The sequence below is a fragment of the Staphylococcus condimenti genome, assembly GCF_001618885.1.
In the GTDB taxonomy this organism is placed as follows: domain Bacteria; phylum Bacillota; class Bacilli; order Staphylococcales; family Staphylococcaceae; genus Staphylococcus; species Staphylococcus condimenti.
Window position 1 is genome coordinate 691,355 of the sequence record NZ_CP015114.1, and the last position, 12,802, is coordinate 704,156.

At 35.8% G+C, this 12,802-nt stretch carries 11 protein-coding genes; all 11 read right to left on the reverse strand.

The window, feature by feature from the left end; all coding sequences use genetic code 11:
• Window positions 1–2 precede the first annotated feature (2 nt).
• The gene (gene pgeF, locus A4G25_RS03395) at window positions 3–797 is read right to left on the reverse strand and encodes a peptidoglycan editing factor PgeF (protein WP_047131320.1); all 795 of its coding nucleotides are present in this window, start codon (window positions 795–797) and stop codon (window positions 3–5) included.
• A gap of 228 nt (window positions 798–1,025) precedes the next feature.
• Entirely contained in the window at window positions 1,026–2,198 is a 1,173-nt protein-coding gene (ftsZ, locus tag A4G25_RS03400) for a cell division protein FtsZ (RefSeq protein WP_047131321.1), read from the reverse strand.
• A gap of 29 nt (window positions 2,199–2,227) precedes the next feature.
• Complete coding sequence (gene ftsA, locus A4G25_RS03405; protein ID WP_047131322.1) at window positions 2,228–3,640, reverse strand: cell division protein FtsA; 1,413 nt, start codon at window positions 3,638–3,640, stop codon at window positions 2,228–2,230.
• A gap of 102 nt (window positions 3,641–3,742) precedes the next feature.
• Window positions 3,743–4,663: a cell division protein FtsQ/DivIB gene (locus A4G25_RS03410; protein WP_052766729.1), complete on the reverse strand. Its 921-nt coding sequence runs from the start codon at window positions 4,661–4,663 to the stop codon at window positions 3,743–3,745.
• 14 nt (window positions 4,664–4,677) lie between these two features.
• Window positions 4,678–6,027, reverse strand: a complete 1,350-nt coding sequence (murD, locus tag A4G25_RS03415; RefSeq protein ID WP_047131323.1) for a UDP-N-acetylmuramoyl-L-alanine--D-glutamate ligase — start codon at window positions 6,025–6,027, stop codon at window positions 4,678–4,680.
• A gap of 3 nt (window positions 6,028–6,030) precedes the next feature.
• Window positions 6,031–6,996, reverse strand: coding sequence for a phospho-N-acetylmuramoyl-pentapeptide-transferase (gene mraY / locus A4G25_RS03420; protein ID WP_047131324.1), 966 nt, complete (start codon window positions 6,994–6,996; stop codon window positions 6,031–6,033).
• A gap of 98 nt (window positions 6,997–7,094) precedes the next feature.
• A complete protein-coding gene (locus A4G25_RS03425) occupies window positions 7,095–9,248 on the reverse strand; it encodes a penicillin-binding protein (RefSeq protein WP_047131325.1) in 2,154 nt (717 codons plus the stop codon).
• A complete protein-coding gene (ftsL, locus tag A4G25_RS03430; RefSeq protein ID WP_015900045.1) occupies window positions 9,229–9,633 on the reverse strand; it encodes a cell division protein FtsL in 405 nt (134 codons plus the stop codon). The genes A4G25_RS03425 and ftsL overlap by 20 nt, the downstream gene beginning before the upstream one ends.
• A gap of 19 nt (window positions 9,634–9,652) precedes the next feature.
• On the reverse strand, window positions 9,653–10,567 hold the full coding sequence (gene rsmH / locus A4G25_RS03435; protein WP_232011966.1) for a 16S rRNA (cytosine(1402)-N(4))-methyltransferase RsmH: 915 nt from the start codon (window positions 10,565–10,567) through the stop codon (window positions 9,653–9,655).
• A gap of 35 nt (window positions 10,568–10,602) precedes the next feature.
• Complete coding sequence (gene mraZ / locus A4G25_RS03440) at window positions 10,603–11,034, reverse strand: division/cell wall cluster transcriptional repressor MraZ (protein ID WP_046099485.1); 432 nt, start codon at window positions 11,032–11,034, stop codon at window positions 10,603–10,605.
• Between the two features lie 142 nt (window positions 11,035–11,176).
• Window positions 11,177–12,790 (reverse strand): bacillithiol biosynthesis cysteine-adding enzyme BshC, encoded by a 1,614-nt coding sequence (gene bshC, locus A4G25_RS03445; RefSeq protein ID WP_047131327.1) that lies wholly within the window; start codon window positions 12,788–12,790, stop codon window positions 11,177–11,179.
• Between the last annotated feature and the right edge of the window lie 12 nt (window positions 12,791–12,802).

Here is a 12,802-nt window from a genome sequence, read left to right on the forward strand (position 1 = left end):
CCTTACTTATGCTGTCCGATAAATGCAAGCATACGGCCAGTCTTACTTTTTTCTACCCTATATGAGAAGAATAAGTCCAAATTCTCTGAAGTTGCATAATTTGTGACATCAATTTGTGATTCTGGGACACCTGCTTGAATCAAAAGTTGCTTGTTTGCTTCTTTTAAATCAATTCCATGTTTATCCTGACCGCGTGTTTCTATGAAATGTGTTGTATCTATCGGTAAGTTTTCAAATTTTGATCTAATATCGTCGTTAATTTCATAACTATTAGAAGTCGCAGGACCAATTACCACTTTTAAATCATCATAATCAAAATCGACATGTTTTAAGATTTCTTCTACGATTCTACCAACAGTACCGCGCCATCCTGCATGTGCAAGTGCTACAAAGTGATGCTTTTTACTATAAAAATAAACAGGAACGCAGTCCGCATAACACATTGTAAGTAATAAATCAGATTCATAAGTATAAATGCCATCTACGCCATAAAGATCATCAGTCAATGCATCGATATTCGTATTACCATCTTCTTTAGTAACCTCTACTACCTTTGTTTCATGTGTTTGAATCGGAAATACCCATTGTTCTCTAGGGTAGCCAATTAATTCAGCCAACTGCTTTTGATGCTGTGTCACATTTTCGCTCTTGTCATCGATATATCTTGCCATATTAAAAGCATTTTTAGGATAATCGCTTTCTCCATCTTCACGCGTCGTAAAACCTAGCATAATATTATCCTTTAAAGCATCTGTATGTTCTAAATAGTGCGGTTTTTTAATAAATTTTTCTGGCATGATTCATCTCTCCCGTAATTTGGTATCTGCCAATTTTTTAACTTGCTCAATTCCATAGTAAAATGAATTATGCGATTCTTCAAATTTCAACAAATATAAAAATGTCATCAGACCGTTCGATCTGATGACACCTTTGTTATTGTTCTCACTAGACCACTCGATGACCTGTTGCATCTAATCTTGCGTGATACTTATTATTGATTGCTCAATGCAAACCTAATAGAGAAATTAACGTCTAGTTCTTCTTGAACGTCTTTCTTCTCTGTTTCTAATGAAGCTTGGAATATCATCTTCTTTAGTAGTGTGCGTTCTTGATTCGCTAGATGATTCTGAACTATTAGATCTTGGTGCATGGCCAATACCTTCATCTTTGCTTGAAGCACCTGAAGCATTAGACGCACTTGATCCGAAACCTGTATTAGATTGTTTACGTGCATGTGTAGCTGGTTTATCTTCAAAACCTGTAGCAATAACTGTTACTACGATTTCATCTTGTAATTCAGGGTTGATTACAGTACCGAAAATCATATTTACATCTTCATCTGCTGCATCTTGTACGATGTCAGCTGCTTCTTGTGCTTCGAATAAAGATAATGATTCTCCGCCTGTGATATTCATTAAGACACCTTGTGCCCCAACGATAGAAGTTTCAAGTAATGGAGAAGAAATAGCTTTTTTAGCTGCTTCAACTGCACGGTTTTCACCAGATGAAACACCGATACCCATTAATGCTGAACCTTGGTTAGACATGATTGTTTTAACGTCTGCAAAGTCAAGGTTAACTTCACCTGAAACAGCGATTAAGTCAGAAATACCTTGAACACCTTGACGTAATACGTTATCTGCTTCTTTGAATGCTTCCATCATTGGAGTAGATTTATCAACAATATCCAATAAGCGATCGTTTGGAATAACGATTAATGTATCAACAGCTGCTTTCATTGATTCAACACCTGCAGCAGCTTGTGTTTGACGTTTACGTCCTTCGAAGCTAAATGGACGAGTTACAACACCAACAGTCAATGCGCCCATTTCTTTTGCGATTTTCGCAACAACTGGAGCAGCACCTGTACCAGTACCGCCGCCCATTCCTGCAGTTACGAATACCATATCTGCACCTTGGATAGCATCTTCAATTTGTTCACGTGATTCTTCGGCAGCTTTTTTACCGATTTCTGGGTTCGCGCCAGCACCTAATCCGCGAGTTAATTTTTCACCGATTTGGATTCTGGACTCTGCTTTAGATAAGTTCAATGCTTGACCATCAGTATTGATAGAAATAAATTCTACATTATTCATTCCATGGTCAATCATTCGGTTTACAGCGTTGTTACCTCCGCCGCCGACACCGATGACTTTTAAAGTCGCTAAATGATTAAATCCTTGTTCAAATTCTAACATTTAAATATCCTCCTAGTTTTAATGGGCAATCAATCAAATAGAGATTTCAATAATTTTTTAAATTTACTTTCATCTTTCTCATGAGATTGGTCTGAGTTTTGATCATTTTCGTGGTTAGGATGACGTTCTTCTTCAGAAACATGATCATCCGCTGCATTTTGTTCAGTTTCAACAGGCTCATCATGAGCTTGCTTGTTCGGTTTCTTCTTGAACCAGTCAAATCCACCTGATTTTTCAGTATGTTCTTTAGGTTCAGATTCGATTACTTCCTCTTCAAATTCTTCATTATCATGATTACTAATTGTAACATAATCTAACAATTCATCGAAAGTAATACTGCTGTAAATTGTAGAAATTGCAGAAGAGAATTCTGGCTTTCTGATTCCCATTTGCGAAGGTGTATGTATTCTGACCTTCTCATTCACCATATCTTGTAAAAGCTCTCTTACACCTAATAAATTTGCTGAACCGCCAGTGACTACAAATCCGCCATTTACTTTTGTCAATCCTAATTCTTGCAAGATATCAAACACGTTGAAAAAGATTTCTTCTACACGTGCTTCAATAATATCTGCTAAATCTTTTTGAGTAAATTGTGCATCTTCATCACTATCTATTTGTTCTACAGTAAATACATCTTGATCTGATGCTGAATTATAAAAAGCATGACCATATTGATGTTTTACTTTTTCAGCAGTGTCGAATGACGTATTTAAACCTTGTGCAACATCATCAGTGATGTCACGGCCTGCCATTTCGATTGAGTCAGCATCAACAAGCTCTCCTCGCTCATAAAAAGCAATTTGAGTTAAATCTTGGCCGATATCAATCACGACTGCACCCAACTCTTTTTCAGTCGGTGTCAGAACTGAGCCGTAGTTGTATGCATCAGAATAAACATCTAATACATCTACACCACACGATTCAACACATTTAATCAAGTTTACTAAAATAGATTTTTGAATTGCGATAACACCCGCTTCCACTTTAAGTGAATGTCTAGCAATCAATTCTTTAGGATCAGATACTTCATTATCACCGTCTACTACAAAACGAATTGGGAAAGTATCCACAACTTCAGTTTCTTCAACGTCATTTTTATCTCTGATACCTTCCAACACAGTTTCAATGTGTGTACCGCTTAATTCTGTATCTTCATAAAATTCAATTTCGTTGGTTTCATCATAAACCTCAGTTGCAACAATCGGCAATTTCAAAAATACTTCTTTAATGTCAACGCCAGAAGCAATTGAAGCTTTCTTAATTGTATCTTTAACAGCTTGTTTGGCTAAATCAAAATCATCAATCAAGCCGTTTTTGATACCGCTGGTATAGGTTTGTCCTGTACCTATCACATTAATTCCATTATGAAATTTTTCGCCTACTATTGTTTTAACACTAGATGAACCAATATCTACACTCACATAGTAATGTTCCTCCATAGATAGGCACCTCCTGACAATTTCTTTAAAAAATACACTATAGTTAGTTTACAATACGTTTCTTGTGTTGTGAACTATAAACACAAGATATTCAAGACTTTTTTAATTATTTGTACTATTGTCTTTCGATTTGTCTTTAGAACTATCTTTTGATTGTTCATTTATTTTATTTAATGTGTTTTGAAGTTCATCTTTGGCTTTATCCTCAATTGCTGTGCCCTCACGCAATTTATCACTGCTTTCTGATGAAGTTGTGCTTTCATCTTTGTAAGGAATAAATGACGCGCCTACAGATAAATCAATATAACCTGATTTTTTAAGGTTTCCACTATCATCTCTTTCAAGTGCTTTTGACATTTCCGGATAATATTTCAACTTGTCGGAAATTGTATTGATATTTCCGAGAACTTGAATGTTATCTTTCATGAAAAGTTTAATCTGATTTCGATTTTCTTTATCATCCGCATACTCTACTTCTGAGATAGCATTGCGTATATTCGGTTTCATTTCAGAAAGTGCTTGAATAATTTTAGCACGTTTAGCTTTGCTGAAACCTGATACGACTGGTGCATCTTCAGGTACTTTTTGATTATCATCTTTTAATATATGATCATTACCTAAAACTGGATAATATTTACCTTTTTCTTCAATTAATCCAACTAGTTGATGTTCTGTTACATTGACCTCAATATCATTAGGGAATTGTCTTTTAATCTCAACATTTTTAACATATGGATTCTTTTTCAATGCAGCAATTGCTTTCCCTTTGCTGAATGTGTATATTTTTGTCTTTTTATTGATATTTAAAGCTTTTTTCACTTCGCTGTTATCGACATGTTGTGTTCCTTTGATATGAACTTGGTCAATCCGACTTATCGGTGTAAACATATACAGCACTATCAATGCAATAAGTGCAATGAGAATCCCGAATATACTGAGTTGGATACGCCGTTGTTTATCACGACGCTTGCGCCGTTTTTCTTTCAGATACTCTGAATCAATCTTACGCACTTTATCTGACACGTTTATTCACATCCTTACTTCGATGGAAGATGAGCACGGAAACTGTCAATAAAGATATCACCGCGTTCTTCGAATGTATTGTATTGATCCCAACTTGCACAAGCAGGTGACAACAGCACAACATCATTAGGTTCAATTACATCTTGCACTTTATCAACCGCATCTTTCACATCAGTTGCGCGGATAACATATTTACCTTGGCTTTCGCCGAGTTTCGTCAACTTATCTTGTGTTTCACCGAATGTAATCATCACGCGTACATTTTTCATATAAGGAATGAGTTCATCAAAACCATTTCCTCTATCTAATCCGCCGCATAACCAAATAATCGGTTGATTGAATGAGTTTAATGCGAACTGAGTTGCTAAGGTATTGGTTGCTTTTGAATCGTTATAATATTTATTCGTCTTATTAGAACCAATATATTGCAAACGGTGTTTAATACCTGAAAATGAAGTTAAAGTGGCAATCACTGCATCAATAGAAACGCCGCCTAGTACAGCTGCCAATACAGCTGCTAGAATATTTTCTAAATTGTGTTCACCCGGCAGTACAATATCATCTTTATGAATGAGTCTTAAACCGTTCAACATGATATATCCATCTTTAACATAAATACCGTCAACTTCTTGTGATGTAGAAAAATAATAAACTTTTGATTTTAATCCATCTGTCTCTATAAGATGTCGTTGATTATAATTACAAATTAAAAAGTCATCTTCAGTTTGGTTCTTATAAATTCGACGTTTCGCATTACGATATTCTTCTAAAGTACCATGGTAATCCAAATGAGCAGAATAAATATTAGTAATTATCGCAATGTGCGGTCGATATTGTTCAATTCCTAGTAATTGGAAAGAGGACAATTCAGTAATTAAATAATCTTCTGGTTTAGCCTCTTGCGCCACTTTTGAAGCAACATAGCCAATATTTCCAGAAAGCAATCCTCTTTGGCGACTTTTATCAAACATATCTCCAATTAATGAAGTAACTGTCGTTTTACCATTTGTTCCTGTTACTGCAATAATAGGAGCTTCAGAAATCAGATAACTCAACTCTACTTCTGTTAAAATTCTCAATCCTCTTTTTTCAGCTTCACTAATCAATGGAACTGAATACGGAATACCAGGATTCTTAACAATTATAGGATTGCTATCTAATAAAGATAGTGGATGATGTCCACCGATGACTTTCAATCCCATCTTTTCTAAATCTTTCGCATGCGGGTCTTTAGAAAGATCGCCGCCGTCATTTACAGTTACACGCGCACCGAGTTGATGTAATAACTTAGCTGCTTCGTAGCCGCTCTTTGCCAAACCCACTACTAAAACATTTTTTCCTTCTAAACCTTTATATTTAAGCATTTATTAATGCACTCCAATCCATAAACCTATCAAACCAGTAATTAAACCTACAATCCAAAATACACTTACTACTTTCCATTCATTCCAGCCGCTCAATTCAAAATGATGATGCAATGGACTCATTTTGAAAATTCTTTTGCCAGTTAATTTAAATGATGCCACTTGTAAAATAACTGACAATGTTTCTGCAACAAAAACAAATCCGATAAAAATCAATGAAATTTCTGCATTCAACATGATAGAAACCGTTGCAATAATACCGCCTAATGCTAAGCTCCCTGTATCACCCATAAATACTTTGGCAGGGTTGACATTGTAGATAAGGAAACCAAGTAAAGCGAATACCATAATGATACAGAATGTGCCTACTGAGTTATTGCCTAACATGAAACTCATGATGGCATACATTGCAAAAGCAATGATAGATAATCCAGTTGCCAAACCATCTAATCCATCCGTTAAATTCACAGCATTAGAAAATCCAACTTGCCAAAATACAATGAATACTACATAAACAACTGACAATGGAATACTCACATTTGTAAAAGGAATGTGAATACCAGTAGCAAAGTGAATCATATTAAAAACATCACTTAGAATAAAGAAAATCACTGCAATAGCGATTTGCGCTAAGAATTTTTGCTTACTTGTTAAACCTTGGTTGTTCTTTTTTACAACAATAATATAATCATCAACAAATCCGATTAATCCAAACCCAACTGTTACAAATAACAGTAAAATGTATGGATTTGCATTATCTGAAAAGATAATTGCGATAATCGTTGTGATAATAATACTGATTAAGAAGGTTAACCCGCCCATCGTCGGCGTACCTGTTTTTTTCATGTGGCTTTGAGGTCCCTCTTCACGGATACTTTGACCGAACTTCATTCGCTTTAAAGTTGGAATAAGTATTGGAACCAATATTAATGTAATCAAGAAAGCGATAATTGCTAAAACGTAAATCATATTTATCTCCTCATTTATTCTTATTCTTTTTCTTATGTATAGCAAGCAAAGATACATACCATAATGGTATCTATCTCGCCTGCGCTAGTATCAAACTATTAATTCGCATCAGGTGCTGAAAGTTCTATTTCGATATCTTTCTTACCTTTCAGCGATTCATTCGGACTCACAGATTGTTTAGAAACAAATCCGCTTCCTTTCATTTTAACATTAATTCCAGTCAATGATTCAAAAGCAATTACATCATCTTTACTCCAATTTTTCATATCCGGCATTGTTAGATCACCATCTGTTTTCAACAATACTTTACTATGCGGGAGTAATTTATCAGTCGTACTTGGCGCTTGTTGTGTTACTTTTTCTCCTTGTCCAATGACAACTGGTTTTAATTGCTGTGCATCTAGTTTATCTTCTGCTTTTTGAACAGTTTGTCCTGAAACATCCGGAACTTTACTGAATGCTTTCTTAGAAGAAGTTTCGTTATTTTTACCAACATTTAAATACTTCAATGTATTTTCCATAATTGGATTGAAAGCTTTACTTGCACCCATTTCATAAGCTTCTTGTTTATTTTTTTGAGCCAAGCTCATACCTGCATATACAATCACTTTCGGATCTTTACTTGGTGCGTGTCCGATAAAACTTACAAAATAAGGGTAAGGTCCTTCAACGTAACCGCCGTTATCAGGATCGGCAACTTGTGCTGTACCTGTTTTACCGCCTATTCTATAGCCCTTCACACGATAATTCATCGCATGACTTTTTTTACTATTAACTACTAAATCCAGTTGTTTATTTACTTTTTCAGCTGTCTTTTCAGTGATAGGCTTACCTGCAATTTCCCTTTTTCCTTTGTATAAAGTTTTATCTTTAACAGGATTATCAATACTGTTGATGTACCAAGGTTTTATCATATTGCCTTTATTGAAAATAGCTGACTGTGCTTGCAGCATTTGAGCGGGTGTGACAGTAGTAGACTGCCCGAATGCTGATGTTTTTTGTTGCAATTCATTATCCCATGCAATACCGCCTGATGCTTCTCCATCAAACAAACCGCCTGTTTTCTTACCGAAACCGAATTTTTCATACCATGACTTCATTTTATCTGCACCTACTAAATCTTGTAAATGCATCATCAAAGTATTTGAAGAATAAGTAAAGCCTAAACTCATAGGAATTTTACCCCAACCCGTTTTATTCCAGTCAGAGATTTCCGATCCCATGATGTCTCGATGTCCTGACTTATATTTTTCATCAGGTTTGAATTTACCTTCTTGAATGGCTGCTGCTAAACCGTAAGTTTTGAATGTTGAACCTGGCTCATACGTGTTTTGATATAAGTCATTTGCCCATGTCTTACCGAAGTCTTTACCTGTTTCAGGGTTGAACGTAGGACGTTGGCTGAATGCGAGTATCTCACCTGTATGTGCATCCATTACTACCGCAAATGCATCTTTAGGTTCGAAATGTTTATCGAGATCATTCAATGCTTCTTCAACAAATACTTGAATGTTCGAATCTAAAGTCAGATGTACATCATCACCGCGCTGAGGCGCAATTTCATTTTTGGAATTAGGAGCGATATAACCCCAAATATCATGAATATATGAGAGTGCCCCTTTCTTGCCTGCAAGATAACTATCGAATACTTTTTCAGCCCCCATTGCACCTTTCAATTCGCCCGTATCAGGATTCTTTTGTGCCATCCCGATTAAATGAGAAGCAAACACTCCATTTGGATAAAAACGTTCTGTTTCTGGGTAGAGTGTAATACCTGGTAATTTCATTTTTTCAATTTCATCTTTTTCTTGGTAAGTTAAATCAGTACCTTTACGTCCGAACTCAACTTGGAACGCTTTTTTATTATCTAGTATTTTTTCAATTTCATCTGGTTTCATATCTATGACTTTGGATAACTTCTCAGCTGTTTTCTTTTTATCCACGACATGTCGGGGTTTATCTGAACCCTCGTCTGCTTTCTTGCTGACAACTGCTGTTAATTTAAACCTTTCAACATCTTCAGCAAGTACTTTTCCATTTCTATCATAGATTTTTCCTCGCTCAGGTTGTTCTTGCTGCTGGACGAGATATTTCTGATTGGCTTTCATAATTAAGTCTTGACCAGAAGAGTGTCCAGTCAACATGACAAAACTATATCTTAAAACCAATAGAAAAAAGAGCAGTCCGAACAAACTGACGAGGAGGACTGCCCCTATTTTATTTTTTTTAATTTTAATTTTTCGCTTCGGCATTATTACGCACTACCTTTACATTATCGTTCTTTAAGCTCATGCCTTGTTTTTGAGCTTTTTCGTAAATGCGTTCATAAGAAGAGTTCTTTTTAATTTCAGACTTCAAAGCACTATTTTGACTAGATTGCGTTTCGATTTTTTGATCTAAATCAGCAATTTTGCCTTTAGTATCATAAGCGTCCATTTTTAAAGAAAGGATATAAATACTTACCATTGCAATGACAGCGATTAAAGATATGTATAATACTTTTTCAAACTTTGTCAGTTGCACAACAACTTTACGCTTCACTTTACGGGTTGGTGAAGGCGATGGATTTACTTCTGGGGTCTGTCTTGCAGGTTCGTAGCTTTCGTTGTAAGGTTCATAGATCTTTTCTACAGCCATAGCAGTTTGTCACTCCCTGTTATTTCAAAATTTCTGCAACACGCAATTTGGCACTGCGCGCTCGGTTATTTTCTGCTAAGTCTTCTTCACTTGCACTAATCGGTTTGCGGTTGACTCGTTTCAATTTCGGCGTATATTCCTCTGGAATAATAGGTAAACCACGGGGAACTTCAGGCCCTTTCTCATACTCTTGGAAAATTTGTTTGCACAAACGATCCTCTAATGAATGGAAAGTAATCACAGAAATTCTGCCGTGTACTTTAACTCTTTCGATTGCTTGTTCTAATGAATCTTCAAAAGCTTTCAATTCATCATTCACAGCTATTCGTATTGCTTGAAAAACACGTTTCGCCGGATGACCACCCTTGCGTCTTGCTTTCGCAGGGATGCCTTCTTTAATAATGTCTACAAGCTGTAAAGTGGTTTCAATCGGTTCATTTTCTCTTGTCTTTTCAATTCTGCGGGCAATTTGTTTTGAAAATTTTTCCTCGCCATAACGATAAAAAATTCTCACCAAATCTTCATATGGCCATTCATTAACAACCTCAAAGGCTGATAAATCCTGTGTTTGGTCCATACGCATATCTAATCGCGCATCTTGATGGTAACTGAATCCTCGCTCCGGTACATCTAATTGCGGGCTTGATACACCCAGGTCATAGTAAATACCGTCTACTTTGTCAATGTCCAAGTCGTCAAGGATTTGATTGATTTGTCTGAAATTACTGTGCACAAATGTAACTTGGTCCAAGTGGTCTTTTAAGACCTCCTTAGCATTTTCAATCGCTGTTAAGTCTTGGTCAATCGCAATCAAATGTCCATTTTCATCAAGTTGATTTAATAAATAAAGGGCATGTCCTGCACCACCCAGCGTACAATCAACATATACACCATCTTTTTTGACATTGAGTTCATCAATGGTTTCTTTTAACATGACGCTTACGTGATGAAACACTTTCATTCCTCCATTTAAAAATCAAAATCTATCAAATCTTCAGCGATATCTTCGAAACTGTCTTCAGATTCATCATAGAAATCATTCCATGAAGCTCTGTCCCAAATTTCAATGCGGTTAGAAACCCCAATCACTGTACATTCTTTAGTTAAATTAGCGTATTCCCTTAAGTTCTTCGGGATATTAATACGTCCTTGTTTGTCCAGTTCAACTTCTACAGCACCTGAGAAGAACATACGCATGAATTTACGCGCATCTCTCTTCGTCATCGGTAATGACTTCATCTTTTCTTCGATATTCTGCCATTCTTCTAAAGTATAACCGAACAAACACTTATCAAGGCCTCTAGTGATGACAAAACGTTCATTCAATTCATATCTGAATTTAGACGGTACAATCATGCGGCCTTTTGCATCTAGTTGGTGTTCGTACTCACCCATGAACATTTTACTCACCTCGCCTTATTTATAATTTACCACAACTCCCCACTATCCTCCACTATTTATATAAACATATCAAAAAAATTCTTTTTTCACGAAAAAAAGACCCGCTTCCCTTACCGGGAACACGGGTCTGAGCCTTATAGCTCTAAGGTTTAATAATAATTTGCTTCAAAGTGTATTGAAGTGGTGGATAGGTGGAGGGACTGAACATGTCTGTCCCAAATTCATTCATAAACTGAAGTGCATTCCAAACTCTTTCTTGAAGACCTCCCATTGGGTGGAGGGTCTCATTTAATTCTCTGAAATGTTTCATACTAATTGCATTCTCACGTTCAATATTAATGAAGTAACGTTTACGTAAGTATTCATATTGCGATTGATGAATTTGATTATTCTTTTCTACTAGATTTTTGTTATCTTCATTTCCTTTTACTTCTGCTGCTAATCTCTCGTATGTTTCTTTTTGCTGCGCTTCTAATCGATCCAGCTCATCAAGAAATTTCTCTGAAGAATGTGCTCTGATGAATTTATCTTTTTCTTTATCAATGCCATCTGCAATCACATGTTCAGCATCAATGTCATAGCGTTTCAATAATTTTTCAATACGTTTTGTAATATAAGTGATTTTCATACGCGGTAAAACAATCGGCATATCAACATCTAAAACATCAAATGCTGCTTTTAACTCTGCCCAATATTTAATCTCACTCGGTCCTCCAACAAAGCTGACTGTATTAAATAACCACTCTTCCATAATAGGACGTGTAACTACATTATTTGAAAAACGTTCAGGTGTACTTTCTGCTATCTCTAAAAGTTCTTCTAATGTATATACAGTTTGAGACTTGCTTGTACAATAATGACCATCCTCATACGTCAACAACTGACGCATATTATCCTCATGAAGAAACAAATGAACATTTGTGTCAGTTTGAATCATCTTAACAAGACCCGCTTCTACTGTTTTTGTTTGGCCTTGTCTAAAAGCATTATCTACAGCATTATGTTTTTTCAACATCTCTTTTAAAATAGGCTTTTCTAACTGGCGTAATTTTGGATCTTGTGCATCTATAAGCAATACACCATATTCTTTAAATACAAGATGCAAGAGTGCTTTGAACATATCAGACCAAGAAGTATAATTTTTAATAATATATTGTACTTCTTGGCGTAAATGATTAGTATGTGCTGTCTCTGGAATTTGAACTAAAAAGTCATCTAACGCTTCCAGCATTTTTTCTTTATCAGGATCAAAACGTGACACATTGCTTTCTGGCGGTGTCATCGTATGATACTTCACCTTATACAAATTTGCTTTTTCAGTGTTAAATACATACGTATGATTCACTTCATCAAAATCGTGGTCTTCACCCGCAATCCAAAATACAGGTACTACTTCTTTATGATATTCTTCATTTAATTGACGGCTTAAATTTACAATGGATAATATTTTATGAAAAGTATACAGCGGTCCCCCGAACAACCCAGCTTGTTGTCCTCCGATGACTACTTTGGCGCCTTTTTTTAATTTATCAATATTAGTTTGTTGTGCTTCTGTTAATTCTAAATCTGACATATAGTTGCTTATTACAGATGCCAATTCCTGTTCTCTGCCATTATTAGGTGCGTTTAAAGCTTGTTTAAAGCTTTCAGGAGACATCGCGTCATATTGATAAAAAGTATTTAACAATGATTCACTTTCTTTGAATCTTTCCAGAAATTGATCATTCTCATTGATATTTGCGATTAAACAATCCATACACTTTTCTCC